Below are 13038 nucleotides of genomic sequence, written 5' to 3' on the forward strand. Positions count from 1 at the left end.
GTGCCTCGCAAAATCCTGGTGCGGGCACCGAATTGGATCGGCGATGCCGTCATGTGCGAACCGGCTGTTCGTGGGCTGCGGTCTCTGTTCCCCGAGGCAGAATTGACGATGCTCGCTAAACCTGCCATTGCTGAGCTATTCATCGCCCAGCCGGGGATTAATTCCGTGCTGCGGTACGATGACAAGGGAGCTCATGCGGGGATGTCGGGAAAGTGGTCGCTCGCCGGTACGTTGCGACGGCAGCGTTTCGATTTGGCGGTACTGTTTCAGAACGCGTTCGAAGCCGCATTCCTTGCGTGGCTCGCCGGCATCCCACGGCGATATGGCTATGCAACCGATGGGAGAGTCCTATTCCTGACCGAACCTGTTGCCGTTCCCAAAGGCCCGGTGCCGGTGCATCAAGTCGAGTACTACTGGAACTTGTTGAGACCATTGGGACTGGCTGGTGGAGCTACTCTCCCCACGTTGCTCGTTTCGGCAGATGAGGATCGAAAGGTCGATGTACGGCTTGTCTCCGTCGGTATCTGCTCGTCGGACATCATTATCGGTATCAACCCCGGCTCAATCTATGGCAGCGCCAAGCGGTGGTTGTCAGACCGATTTGCCGAAGTCGCGAAGCGACTTGTGCGGCGATTGGAACAGACTGAGAACGCGCATGTCGCAGTGGTCATCCTTGGAGCAAAGGGAGAAGAATCACTGGGGGAGGACATTGCGACTCAGCTTGGCGGACGATCGGCGGTCTTATCCGGTGCGACGACCATTCGGGAGCTCATGGCGGTGGTGAAGCGTTGTCGCTTGCTGATTACGAACGATACAGGGCCGATGCATATTGCGGCGGCTTTCACTGTGCCGGTTGTGGCGGTATTCGGTCCGACGGACTGGCGCACCACCGCTCCCTATGGACAGGAACGGTCGATTGTGCGGGAAGCCGTAGACTGTGCGCCCTGTCTCCTCAGGGAATGTCCGATCGATCACCGTTGCATGACGAGAGTGTCGGTGGAGAAAGTGTATGAGGCTGCGATCCAAGTCGTGAAAGTTGAAAAGTTGGAAAGTGAGAAGCCTGAACGAGAATGGGCCTCAACTTTTGAACATTCTAACGTTCCCACTCCATTGGCCGGCTACACCATCTTTCTCGATAGAGACGGAACGCTCAACCCCGATCCCGGCTATATCAAGTCCATCGATCAGTTTGAGCTGTTCCCAGGGGTGCCTGAGGCCCTCGCCAGGCTGAAGCGGGCCGGTGCCAGATTGATCGTCGTCACCAATCAATCGGGGATCGCGCGGGGATTCTTGACGCGCGATGACCTCGATGCCGTGCACATGAAGCTACAGGGTCTTATCGGTGCTGCTGGTGCGTCACTCGATGCGATCTATTCCTGTCCTCACCATCCTGACGACGGTTGCGACTGTCGAAAGCCGAACCGTGGGATGATCGACCAAGCGGTCCGAGAATGGGAGGTGAATCTTGATCGATCCTACCTGATCGGCGATCACATCCGCGATATCGAGTTGGCGAAGCGTATTGGGGCGCGAAGTGTTTTGGTGACGACTGGAGTCGTTCCCCCACAGGAAGCAGAAAGACTGAAAGTTTCAGGGCCGGCTCCAGATTGGATCGCGTCTTCGTTGACGGAGGCTGCTGATTGGCTCTTGTCCGATGCGAGCCGGTTGTCCGCACAGATCGGCGAGCGTCAGGTCACGCATCCGTGAGCACGGATGGAGATGGAGAGGCTCTATTCGGCCCGGCTTGTGTCGGCTGAAGAGCCGGCGTAAGTTGTGTCGGTGGCAATGCGACGAAGGAGTCGGCTGTGTTGTGCTGGGAGAGAGGAAGATGGCAGTGAGCCGGCCAGTGAACGCCTGTTCGATTCCTTGTAACCTTTGTGGTGGTACCGAGGTGTCGGTTCTTTCGAACAGAAGCCGAAGCGGGAAGCCTTTACGGACCGTCATTTGTCAAGGCTGTGGGCTCGTGTGGTCGGACCCACGTCCTCATGACGCCAGGCGGTTTTACGAGGAAGAGTATCGACTCTCCTATAAACACAGCTACAGCCCGAAACCGAAACATGTCTTGCGCGCGGGCCATGTGGCCCTATCGCGATTCGAGAAGATTGAACCGTTGCTGTCGAGTCGGAGAACGGTTCTGGATGTCGGCACCGGCGGAGGAGAATTCGCTTACCTGCTTCAATCGTTGGGACATGACGTGAACGGGATTGAACCGAATAGAGGGTATGCCGACTATTCCATACGTGAATATGGGCTCGCGGTTCAGGTCGGGTTCGTGCAAGAGGCGGTGTTTGCACCGGAATCGTTCGACGCGGTGACGATCTGGCATGTGCTCGAACACACGGAAGATCCGGGTTCCATCTTAGCCCTGCTCCGATCCTGGCTGAAACCAGACGGTACGCTTGTGGTGGAAGTTCCGAATGTGGAGGCAACCTGCCAGGCTCCTCACAGTACTTTCCATGAAGCCCATCTCTATAATTTCAACGTGGTGTCATTGCGCAGGTTGGCCAAGAAACAGGGGTTGTACGAGGTCAAGCATCTGATCTCCGGCGACGGTGGGAACATCACGATGTTCCTCTCTCGCATGGAGCCGTTGGTCCAAGATCGTTACGACGCCTCGATTCCCGGCAACTGCGAATGGATCTCGAGGATCGTGCATCAGCACAGCAACGTGCGGCGCCACTTGACGCCGTCGCCTTACGTTCGTGTTTGGCAGCGCCTCTGCCGAACACTCCAAGAGAGGCGAGATACTGCGGGCGAACGGAACGGTAAGGCACTGCTCGACAAACTCTATTCTTCTCAGCTGCAGCCCCGTTCCGTAGGGCGGCCATGAAGAGATCAGACCGTGCAAGGATTCATGACGTGCGTTCTTCCTTGTCTTCAGTCTCCGACGAGCGGGGTTCGCCGGAAGGTTGTCCGGTACCATCCGTCAACTTTCCGGATAGTCGTGCCTCATCGGCGTTGAAGAGCGCCCGTATCCTTTTGATCAAGCCCAGTTCTCTTGGGGATATCGTTCACGCGTTTCCAGTCGTCTCGGCGATCAAAACGCAATGGCCGGGATCGCATATTACGTGGGTGGTGAAGCGCCAGTGGGCTGACCTTGTCGAGCGCGCGGAGGAAGTCGACCGTGTTTGGCCTGTGGAGATGACGGTGAAGAGTTGGATCAAAGAAGGCCAGGCACTGCGAGCAGAGCGGTTTGACCTCGCCATCGATTTGCAAGGCCTGTTTCGCAGCGGCATTTTGGCACGTTTCAGCGGCGCACCGACGCGTATCGGATTCGCGAATGCGAGGGAAGGGAGCCCATGGTTTTATACTCAGCGCGTACCGGTGCTCAGCCCCGATATCCACGCCGTCGACCGATATCTTTCGGTTGCCGCGGCGTTGGGAGCAGCTCTGCCGGACAAACCGCGATTTGGGTTCAGGTTGTCGGAGGAGGACATGGCGGCCGTCCGGGAGCTCTGCCGGCGCAGAGGCTTTTCGGTGGACAGGCCATGGGTCGCCATGAACATGGGGGCGCGCTGGCCGACAAAGCGCTGGCCGCAGGCGTCCTTCGCCGCCGTCGTGGATCAGCTGCATGAGACACAGCTTGATCCGATCGTCATGATAGGAGGTGCGGATGAACGTGCCTACACCAATAAGGTGAGAACTCTGACAGACCGCCCATTCATCGATCTGAGCGGTGAGATCCCATTGGGGTACTTACCGGCCCTGCTTTCTAAGGCGACCGTCATGATCACCAACGATTCCGGACCGATGCACGTTGCCGCCGCGCTTGGAGTTCCGGTCATTGCGATGTTTGGCCCGACCAGTGCGGTTCGGACCGGTCCCTATGGGGCCGGCCATCATGTATTAGCCGGTCAGGTATCCTGTAGCCCTTGTTTCAGTCGTGTCTGCAGACATGATCCTGAATTGGAATGCCTTCATCTCATTAAACCGACCCACGTGGTCGATCTGATACGACCGCTGTTGGCGGCTCACGTACCATGTCGATGAATGTCCTCATCGTTCGCCCGGACGGTATCGGTGACGTCCTGCTCTCGCTTCCCGTGGCGACCCAACTCAGGCGGCTTGTGCCGGGGGTCACGATCGGTTTTCTCACCAGTCCTACGGTCGCGCCGCTCCTCGATCGCCATCCCGATGTGGACTATGTGCGAACGATTCGCTTCATGGACCCATTCAAAGAACTCCGTCGCGCCTTTACACAAGGAGTTGAGGCGGCGATTTTTCTGAAGCCCTTTCGTCGTCTGATGTGGGCCGCATGGGTGACTGCTGTCCCAATTCGAGTTGCGACGAGGTACCGTTGGTATAGCCTATTGGCCAACCGCCATGTTTACGAACATCGCAGCGAATTTTCGAAGCATGAGTCGGAATACAACGTTGAAATGCTGAAAGGGTTGGGATTGCGCCCCCAGCCTGTAATCCCGCCCGTACTCACCTTGACGGAAGCGGAACGGGACGCCGGTGCAGCTCGGTGGTCGCGACTGCCGAGTCCTCGCGTCGTGGTCCACCCGGGAGGAGTTTCTGCGCGCCGCTGGCGGCTGGACCATTACCGTGACCTGGTCGTTGCATTGACGGAAAAAGGGTATGGTGTCCTGCTCACAGGAAGCGATCAGGAGCGAGCGGAGTTCGGCAAAGGTCCGCTGCCGTTTACGACGTTTTCCTCAGGGGTAGTGGATCTTATGGGTACTCTGTCGTTGCGGGAGCTGATGTCGGTGATCGCCAATGCTCATGTCGTCGTCTCAGGAGCGACAGGACCGGCTCATCTGGCGGCAGCCCTAGGTGTCCCCGCCGTCACCTTGTTTGACCCGCGACGAAACAACTTGCCTGTGAGATGGAAACCTCTTGGGACGGGAGTCTTGCTGCGACCGGATGTTCCCACTTGCGAAAAATGTATCGGGGAGGTCTGCCCCTACTGGGATTGTCTTGATCGATTCACTGTTGCAAAGGTCACGTCCGCGATCACCAAGGTCTCAGAGGCCCCGTCAGCGCTTACCGTGATTCATATGTAAGACGTCTCATCGTTGCTGTGGAGAGTTGTTTCTGGATGCCGCGCTTGACTCCAATGCGCTTCTACGTTCATATTCTGAACGTTGGGTATGGCCATCTAACTATATGAATCTCCAGGGGCAACGAGATCTTCTCTTGCTGAGCGAGCTGGAGCGCGATGGTGCGGTCACCCAGCGGTCTCTTGCGACAAAGCTAGGGGTTGCTCTAGGCTTGACGAATCTCTATCTTAAACGGTTGGCGCGGAAGGGCTATATTAAAATAGCCACGATTCCCTCACACCGAGTTCGGTATGTATTGACGCCACAAGGGCTTGCTGAGAAATCCAGGCTGGCCTATCTCTATATGGAGTATTCCCTGTCTCACTACCGCGATATGCGTGCGCGGCTACGAGAAGCGCTGTCCGATACGGCCCAAAACGGAACGAAACGGGTCGTCATTTATGGAATCGGTGAACTGGCGGAGATGGCATATCTGTCGCTCCGAGAAATGCATATGACCTTGGTTGGATTCGTAGATGATAGCCGGCAGGAGGCGTTTTTATCCTATCCGGTCTGGCCGCCTGAGGTGTTGAGCGAATGGGAATTCGATGCAGTGTTCCTGGCGGATTTCGACCAGGCAGCGGGGCACCGTACGACATTGCAACAGCGCCTCGTTCCGGACAGCAAGATCATAGCGCTGGTCCCATCATTCTGAGTGCTGCGGAGCGGTTGTTTTTTTGTTCCCTGTAAGTGAAAGGGCGGAGCTGTGTCCGAATGAACCGAACAAACGAGGCAGACCATCTTCACTGGTACGCACTCCGTACCAAATCACGTCATGAAAAACTGGTACGAGATCAATTAGACAAGCGAGGAATCGAGCCGTTGCTGCCGACGATCAAACGGCTGAGCCAGTGGAAAGACAGGAAAAAGGAAATCGAGGTCCCGCTGTTCTCCGGCTATTGTTTCGTGCGGTTTTCTCAGCTCGAAAAGACGCCGGTGCAAAAGATCGTGGGCGTCGTCGAAATCGTCGGCAGCGGAAGTCGACCCGAACCGATCCCTGAGCAAGAAATCGATGCGCTACGCCGCCTCATGATGAGCGTTCTTCCGTATGATCCACATCCCTATCTCCATGAAGGGATGAGGGTGGAGGTTGTTCGTGGCCCTTTGCAGGGAGTTCAAGGCATTCTGTTACGGAAGGAAAAGCGACATCGACTTGTGATCGGAGTTCGAGTGGTCCAGCAGGCTGCAGTAGTAGAAATCGACGTGAACGATGTCGTACCGATGTGAAGCAGCAGATGCTGCATGATCAACCGGGAAATAATAGGAGGCCGGTGCCTGATCCAACAGGGTCTCAAGCAAAAGGATTTTCTGGACTCTCAGCGGCTGCAAGATCGCGGGCGTCTCTGGGCAACTGAACGTATGGATTCGTGGTGGGTGAGGCTATTGCCGACGGTGTTGCGGCGTCGTTTCGAGGGCCGGATCGCTGCTCAGAGAGTGATGACGAACGCCTTTTGGCTGTCGTCCGATCATGTTTATCGATTGAGTATCAGTGTAGTTGTGAACGTGTGGATGGCACGGTATCTTGGCCCGCAACAATTCGGGCAACTCAGTTTTGCGACGGCGTTTGCCGCACTGTTTTCGGGACTGTCCACGCTGGGACTTGATAACGTGATAGTCCGTGATCTTGCACGGGCGCCTCATACCAAGGAACTCACATTAGGCAGTGCGTGGCTGATCAAATTTGTAGGGTCAGGTGCAGCCTTCATTCTGGCTATAACGGTGATTTCGTGGATCAGGCCTGATGATCCGCTTAGCTTTTGGCTGGTGTTTCTGTTTGCTAGCGTGTTTATGTTTCAAAGTGTGGATGTTATCGACATGTGGTTTCGCTCGTCACTCAAGTCGAGGCTCTCTGTTCTTCCTAAGATGATTGCAATCACCGCAGGGGCTTTGGGGAAGTCCGGCCTCATACTCGCTGGAGCCCCACTGATCGCATTCGCATGGATGGGGCCTGCCGAAGCCGTGGTGGGGAGCGTCGCTCTTCTCGGCGTATTTATGTGGTTGGGGGGAGAGCTCAAAGCGTGGCGGGTCCATTTCGGACGAGTTCGTACGTTGCTGAAGGATTCCTTCCCGCTGGCGTTGTCCGCGATGGTGATTATTCTGTATATGCGGATCGATCAAGTTCTGCTCGGCGAAATGTTGAATGACGAAGCAGTCGGCATGTACACCGTTGCGACCAAAATCTCAGAGGTGTTTTATTTCATTCCGAGTGCGTTTGTGATGTCGTTGGTGCCGGCTCTGGTGCAGGCAAGGGAATCGGATGGCGCGAATTATCTCGCGCGAGTGGAGGAGATGTTCTCAATAGTGGCTATCGGTGCGATTCTCATTGCTGTACCCATATCAGTTTTCGCCAATCCGCTGATACAGTTTGTCTTCGGGCCGAACTTCGCTTCGGCTGCTCCGGTCTTGCAGATTCATATCTGGGCATTGGTATTTGCGTCGTTGGGGGTTGCCAGCGGTCAATACCTCCTCCTTGAGGGCCTCAACAGTATTTTGTTGCAGAGGACGGCGTTGGGTGCGGCCGTCAATATTATGTTAAATGTTCTCTGGATACCCCGGTACGGAATTGTCGGGGCTGCGTGGGCTTCTTTGATCGCATATGGGATAGCCACTTGCTTCCTGTTCCAAAATGTCGTGTCGCGTAGATGTCTCAATTTGATGGTCAGGAGTCTGTTTTATCCAAGAATGCTCGCAGTGCTATGGCGCTGAAGCGGGTGTCTTCAACCGCGCGCGCAGGTGGATGGATGAAATTCTGGCGCGCGTTCAAGGGTGAGATTAATCGACAGGCGTATCTACATACCGGTCGTCGACCATGGTCCAGAGGGTATGGTGAACATCGACAAAGGGAGATACAGCGAATACTTGATCATGGACTTTTTAACGCCGACCGACTTCCTCAACGCTACGGCTTCCGACTTGACGAACGGGTGATTGAGTATCCCTGGTTGTTCAACCGTCTTCGTGCTGATGAGGGGGTACTGTTAGATGCGGGATCTGTTCTCAACCATCGCTTCTTTCTAGAACGAGATGTATTCAGGAACAAACGTGTGTTCATTTCTACTCTTGCGCCGGAGCCCATTTCATTTAATGCGTTGGGTGTGTCCTATGTTTACGAGGATCTTCGAGACAGCGGCTTTAAGAACGACTACTTCGATTGGACCGTCAGCCTCTCAACCTTGGAACATGTTGGGATGGACAACACCATGCTTTACACGGGTGATGCCTCAAAAAAAGAGGATGCTCCTCTTGCCTATTTGGGTGCGGTACGAGAACTCAGGCGCATTCTGAGGCCCGGAGGACATTTGTACGTGAGTGTTCCGTTCGGAAAAGCCAAGACTCATGGGTGGTTTCAGATATTCGATGCGCCTATGGTTGATGCACTCATTAACGAGTTTGCTCCCAACTCGTTTGAAGAATTTCACTTCAGATACTTGCCCGAGGGGTGGACGGTGTCGACGCGCGAGCAATCTGCCGGCTCGACCTATTTCGACATTCATAACACCACTACCTATGACGCTGACTTTGCTGCGGCATCCAGGGCGGTCGTCTGTTTAGATCTCCTCAAGTAATGTTGAGTAGGTTGCGGGCTTACAGGAAGCGCCGGACGGTCAAGTCGGAGCCCGGAGTAGTTTTTCATTCGGAAGCGAAGATCACGAACATGCGTTCCCCCGAACACATACAAATCGGCGCATTCACGCACGTTCGGGGCGAGCTGCTAACCTTTGCTCACGGCGGGCAAATCACGATCGGCAACTACTGCTATATCGGTGAACAGAGCAGGCTATGGTCATCTGCTCACATTCACATCGGCGACCGAGTCCTGATCGCCCATCTTGTCACGATTCTTGATAATCTGACTCATCCAATCGCGGCTCGTGCCCGCCATGATCACTACCGGGCTATCCTCGAAAAGGGACATCCCAAGGTATTGGATCTGGACGAACAACCGGTGGAGATTTGCGACGATGTGTGGATCGGATGTTCATCTGTAATCCTTAAAGGGGTCATGATTGGGCAAGGGGCCATCATAGGAGCGGGTAGTGTCGTGACAACCTCTATTCCTCCCTGGACTATCTGTGCTGGAAATCCGGCACGAGTCATTCGTGAACTCACACACGCGGAACGCGCCTGAATTGTCATCGTGGGAAGAGGCCGTGCTCCGGCTTCGTCACCAACCCGATCAGCTGGCACTTGTGCGGGCGTGCTTCTACGACGATCCACTGCTGGAAGCGGCACAACGCTACCATTTAAGTACGGAGTGGCGAGCAGTGTGTCTCTATCTTCCAAAGGAGCGGGGTCACGCGCTCGACCTCGGCGCCGGCCGAGGCATCGCTTCCTACGCATTGGCACGCGACGGATGGCGAGTAACCGCGGTGGAACCTGATCCGAGCGCTGTTGTCGGAGCTGAGGCCATCAGAAAATTGGCTAAGGAGACAGGTCTTCCTATCGAAGTGGTAACTCAGTATGGCGAAGCGCTTCCGTTCCCAGATCACTGCTTCGATCTCGTTCATTGTCGCGCCGTGCTCCATCATGCGCACAATCTTTCTGCACTGTGCCAAGAAGTCAGTCGGGTGCTCAGACCAGGGGGAAGATCCATTGCCACGAGAGAACATGTGATTTCCCGGAAAGCTGATCTCCCCGCATTTCTTGAGTCTCATCCCCTCCATCGCTTGTACGGCGGCGAGCACGCCTATCTCCTCAGCGAATATCAGGCTGCGATCCAAGCCGCAGGTCTCAAGATGACTCACGTGTTGAATCCCTACGCGTCCGATATCAATTTGTTTCCCGATTCACGGGCTGAATTGAAGCGGCGAATTGCGGAGCGACTGTATTTGCCCTCGACGGCACTAGTCCCCGGATTCATGATCGACTGGCTTGGGAAGCGCCTCGACCAGCCGGGCCGTCACTTTTCATTCATAGCCGAGAAGCCGTCGGATGCCTAGCAAGGTTCTCATCACGGGTGCGGCGGGATTCATTGGTCGGCATGTCGCCAGGCGGTTTTCAGAAGCCGGATGGTCCGTCACAGGATTGGGCCATGGCACATGGTCTTTCGAGGAAGCCCGGTCATGGGGTATAGGGGAGTGGCATGCAGCCGACATCTCGTTCGATGCGCTCTCGGCGTTGGTAGCGGCGCCCGACGCCCTCGTCCATTGCGCTGGCAGCGGGACCGTCGGGTATTCGTTGAGCCATCCGTATCAAGATTTTCAACGGAGTGCGGGCACTGTGGCGGCTGTCTTGGAATACGTGAGACTGCGCGCACCGCTTGCGCGGCTCGTGCTACTGTCAAGCGCAGCAGTTTACGGGCAAGGAGGAACACAGGCCATTCGAGAAGATGGTCCATTAAATCCAGTGTCCCCATACGGTGTCCACAAAATGTTCGGGGAAACGTTGTGCCGGATGTATGGAGCGCAATATGGAGTCTCTTCTGCGGTCGTACGATTCTTCTCCGTGTATGGGGACAACTTACGGAAGCAGTTGTTGTGGGACGCGTGCAACAAAGCCGCGAGTGGTGCTCTGACTTTTGCCGGGTCGGGCGAGGAGACACGCGACTGGCTTCACGTCATAGATGCGGCTGAGTTACTGTTCACTGCGGTCGAGTATGCATCATCGCTTTCTCCGGTGGTCAACGGAGGCACGGGCGATTCCCCAACGATCGCCGAGGTGTTGGAAGTGCTGCTGTATGGTCTTGGTATCCGTGAGAAACCGATCTTTTCCGGAATGGCTCGACAGGGAGATCCGCTCCACTATCGGGCTGATGTGGACGCGGCACGGCGGTGGGGTTGGCGTTCGAAGGTCGGCTGGCGGGACGGCGTGCAAGCGTACGCCCAATGGTTCAAGGCTCGGGGGTTGTGATTCGTGTCGGCTTTATCCTGACGTTTGACGGATCAACATGGCTGGGGGGAGTCAGTTACTTCAGAAATCTTCTCCGTGCATTGAGAGACTTGCCGCATCCTCGCATTGAACCGGTCATCTTCGGCGGTGAACGCACGGAGGAGAGCGTGTTGGCGCAGTTTCCTGCTCAAACCACAGTACGCTCATCGTTCCTGGATGCGGGAAGTTCGTCATGGAATGCTCGTCGCATCATCGCCAAGCTGTGCGGAAGAGACCTCTTGTTGGAAAGTCTTCTTCGGCGTCATGGCATCCAGGCGCTCTCCCACCAAGGATTCTTCGGTGGTTTGAGGCGGATTCCGGCGCTCGGCTGGATACCGGATTTTCAGGAGCGACACCTTCCTGAATTTTTCTCCTCAACGGAGATCAGAGCCAGGGTCAGAAAACGCAAACTATTCTGCCGCGTATGTCCTGTCGTGATTCTCTCAAGCCAGGATGCCCGACAAGATCTGGAAGCCCTTGATCGGCGATGTGCCAGCAAGGCAAAGGTCCTTCACTTCGTCGCTGATGCCATGGCTCCTTCCGAGGAGGTGGTATTTGCCACTGCGAGGCGGCTGGGGGTTAACCAGCCCTATTTTCATTTGCCGAACCAGTTCTGGAATCATAAGAATCATGTGCTGGTGGTGGAGGCCCTCCGACTTTTGCAGAAACGAGGTGTGAAGGCGCGAGTGGTCGCCACCGGCAACACCTCCGACCACCGTCAGCCGGCATACTTCAATACGCTCATGCAACGGGTACGCGACGGGGGTGTCGAGGGGTGTTTCACCATGCTGGGTACGGTGGCGTACGAAGATCTGTACGCTCTTATGGTCGGTTCGGTGGCGGTCATCAATCCATCCCGGTTTGAAGGATGGAGCACCACGGTGGAGGAGGCGAAATCGCTCGGTAAGATGGTCCTGTTGTCGGATCTTGCCGTGCATCGGGAACAGGCCCCGACACGAAGCTGGTACTTTTCGCCGGACAACGCCGAAGAACTGGCAGCCGGAATATTTGCGGCGCTGGAGTCATACGATTCCGGCGTTGAGCGCGAGGCGATTCGGGAAGCCCAGGCCTCTTTGCCGGAACGCCGTCGAGCGTTCGCCACAGCCTATGAGGACATCGTCCTAGAGGCTGCAGTATGAACCAGTTCCCCCGGTTGGCCGTCACGGTGGTGACACCGAATCTCAACCTCGGCCCATATCTGTCCCAAACCGTGGAGTCGGTCTTGCGCAATCTCTCATCCGGTGACGAATACTTCATCATCGACGGCGGCTCGAAGGATGGGAGCGTCGATATCATTAAGCGGTATGAATCATGGCTGACCGGTTGGGTCAGCGAGCCGGATCAAGGCTATGCGGACGCATTGGCGAAGGGGTTCGCCCGGGCGACAGGCGACGTTCTGTGTTGGATCAATTCCGGTGATCTGTTGTTGCCGGGAGCTGTGGACGAAGCTCGACAAGCGTTGACTGACACCGGAGCCGATATGATTTTTGGGGATGATTTCTACGTCGATGAAGAAGGGCACGTGATTTGTTTCAGCAGGGGATATGTAAAAGCTCTTCAAAATGCCATGTTATACGGAGGATGGACGCCGCTCCAAGATGCGTGTTTTTGGCGGCGAGAGTTGTATGAGCGCGTCGGTGGGATGAATCCCGCTGTTCGGTATGCGGCGGACTTCGATCTGTTTCTTCGAATGGCGCTTCATGGAACATGCCGATATGTTCCTCTGACCTTCAGCGCGTTTCGCCGTCATGCCGGCCAGAAATCGATCTCCGGGTCTGATGTCTATCGGAGGGAACGGGAGGATCTCCGTCGCGCGGTGCTTGATGGATTGCCAGGGTCCAAATTGGGAAGATCTTTTCGTTGTGCTTGGTACGAGGCCGCGATCCGGTGGCGAGTGCATGTCTCCCAGCGACGTTGGCGGCGAGATGATCTTGTTGGACAGCCCGTTGAGGCGTTGCCGTGCCTCCAATATTGGCCGTTGGAAGCCGGCCCGAACCGACCCTGGCAAAAGAAAATAACGCGCTGCGCCGACTTATGACAGGCTTCCTTCCTCATAATCGACCCCGACGGTTCCATGGAAGCATGGTGGCAGTCGTTCGTGGACCACTTCCAGGGAGTTCATGGACTT

13 protein-coding genes are annotated in these 13038 nt (G+C 55.9%); all 13 read left to right on the forward strand.

Annotated features, from left to right (window positions below; genetic code table 11):
• On the forward strand, nucleotides 1-1707 hold the full coding sequence (waaF, locus tag P0120_09920; protein ID MDF0674634.1) for a lipopolysaccharide heptosyltransferase II: 1707 nt from the start codon (nucleotides 1-3) through the stop codon (nucleotides 1705-1707).
• A gap of 256 nt (nucleotides 1708-1963) precedes the next feature.
• Nucleotides 1964-2830, forward strand: a complete 867-nt coding sequence (locus P0120_09925) for a class I SAM-dependent methyltransferase (protein MDF0674635.1) — start codon at nucleotides 1964-1966, stop codon at nucleotides 2828-2830.
• On the forward strand, nucleotides 2827-3990 hold the full coding sequence (waaF, locus tag P0120_09930; GenBank protein MDF0674636.1) for a lipopolysaccharide heptosyltransferase II: 1164 nt from the start codon (nucleotides 2827-2829) through the stop codon (nucleotides 3988-3990). The genes P0120_09925 and waaF (P0120_09930) overlap by 4 nt, the downstream gene beginning before the upstream one ends.
• Nucleotides 3981-5006, forward strand: a complete 1026-nt coding sequence (locus P0120_09935) for a glycosyltransferase family 9 protein (GenBank protein MDF0674637.1) — start codon at nucleotides 3981-3983, stop codon at nucleotides 5004-5006. The genes waaF (P0120_09930) and P0120_09935 overlap by 10 nt, the downstream gene beginning before the upstream one ends.
• Before the next feature lie 133 nt (nucleotides 5007-5139).
• Nucleotides 5140-5697, forward strand: a complete 558-nt coding sequence (locus P0120_09940) for a winged helix-turn-helix transcriptional regulator (protein MDF0674638.1) — start codon at nucleotides 5140-5142, stop codon at nucleotides 5695-5697.
• 59 nt (nucleotides 5698-5756) lie between these two features.
• Nucleotides 5757-6269, forward strand: a complete 513-nt coding sequence (locus P0120_09945; protein MDF0674639.1) for a UpxY family transcription antiterminator — start codon at nucleotides 5757-5759, stop codon at nucleotides 6267-6269.
• Nucleotides 6270-6284: 15 nt separating this feature from the next.
• Nucleotides 6285-7748: a flippase gene (locus P0120_09950; GenBank protein MDF0674640.1), complete on the forward strand. Its 1464-nt coding sequence runs from the start codon at nucleotides 6285-6287 to the stop codon at nucleotides 7746-7748.
• A gap of 35 nt (nucleotides 7749-7783) precedes the next feature.
• Entirely contained in the window at nucleotides 7784-8608 is an 825-nt protein-coding gene (locus P0120_09955; protein ID MDF0674641.1) for a methyltransferase domain-containing protein, read from the forward strand.
• Nucleotides 8609-8697: 89 nt separating this feature from the next.
• Nucleotides 8698-9171, forward strand: a complete 474-nt coding sequence (locus P0120_09960) for an acyltransferase (GenBank protein MDF0674642.1) — start codon at nucleotides 8698-8700, stop codon at nucleotides 9169-9171.
• Nucleotides 9143-9982: a class I SAM-dependent methyltransferase gene (locus P0120_09965; protein MDF0674643.1), complete on the forward strand. Its 840-nt coding sequence runs from the start codon at nucleotides 9143-9145 to the stop codon at nucleotides 9980-9982. Before P0120_09960 ends, P0120_09965 begins: the two co-directional genes overlap by 29 nt.
• Complete coding sequence (locus tag P0120_09970; protein ID MDF0674644.1) at nucleotides 9975-10892, forward strand: NAD-dependent epimerase/dehydratase family protein; 918 nt, start codon at nucleotides 9975-9977, stop codon at nucleotides 10890-10892. The genes P0120_09965 and P0120_09970 overlap by 8 nt, the downstream gene beginning before the upstream one ends.
• Nucleotides 10868-12049, forward strand: a complete 1182-nt coding sequence (locus P0120_09975) for a glycosyltransferase (protein MDF0674645.1) — start codon at nucleotides 10868-10870, stop codon at nucleotides 12047-12049. The genes P0120_09970 and P0120_09975 overlap by 25 nt, the downstream gene beginning before the upstream one ends.
• On the forward strand, nucleotides 12046-12948 hold the full coding sequence (locus P0120_09980; protein MDF0674646.1) for a glycosyltransferase family 2 protein: 903 nt from the start codon (nucleotides 12046-12048) through the stop codon (nucleotides 12946-12948). The genes P0120_09975 and P0120_09980 overlap by 4 nt, the downstream gene beginning before the upstream one ends.
• The last annotated feature ends 90 nt before the right edge of the window (nucleotides 12949-13038 follow it).

Origin of the sequence: Nitrospira sp., from assembly GCA_029194675.1 — a bacterium.
Taxonomy (GTDB): Bacteria; Nitrospirota; Nitrospiria; order Nitrospirales; family Nitrospiraceae; genus Nitrospira_D.

Excerpts from the sequence above, each read along its gene's own strand:
- waaF (MDF0674636.1), top strand. The coding sequence starts at position 2,827 with ATGAAGAGATCAGACCGTGCAAGGATTCATGACGTGCGTTCTTCCTTG.
- P0120_09935 (MDF0674637.1), top strand. The coding sequence starts at position 3,981 with ATGTCGATGAATGTCCTCATCGTTCGCCCGGACGGTATCGGTGACGTC.
- P0120_09945 (MDF0674639.1), top strand. The coding sequence starts at position 5,757 with ATGAACCGAACAAACGAGGCAGACCATCTTCACTGGTACGCACTCCGT.
- P0120_09950 (MDF0674640.1), top strand. The coding sequence starts at position 6,285 with ATGATCAACCGGGAAATAATAGGAGGCCGGTGCCTGATCCAACAGGGT.
- P0120_09955 (MDF0674641.1), top strand. The coding sequence starts at position 7,784 with ATGAAATTCTGGCGCGCGTTCAAGGGTGAGATTAATCGACAGGCGTAT.
- P0120_09960 (MDF0674642.1), top strand. The coding sequence starts at position 8,698 with ATGCGTTCCCCCGAACACATACAAATCGGCGCATTCACGCACGTTCGG.
- P0120_09970 (MDF0674644.1), top strand. The coding sequence starts at position 9,975 with ATGCCTAGCAAGGTTCTCATCACGGGTGCGGCGGGATTCATTGGTCGG.
- P0120_09975 (MDF0674645.1), top strand. The coding sequence starts at position 10,868 with ATGGTTCAAGGCTCGGGGGTTGTGATTCGTGTCGGCTTTATCCTGACG.
- P0120_09980 (MDF0674646.1), top strand. The coding sequence starts at position 12,046 with ATGAACCAGTTCCCCCGGTTGGCCGTCACGGTGGTGACACCGAATCTC.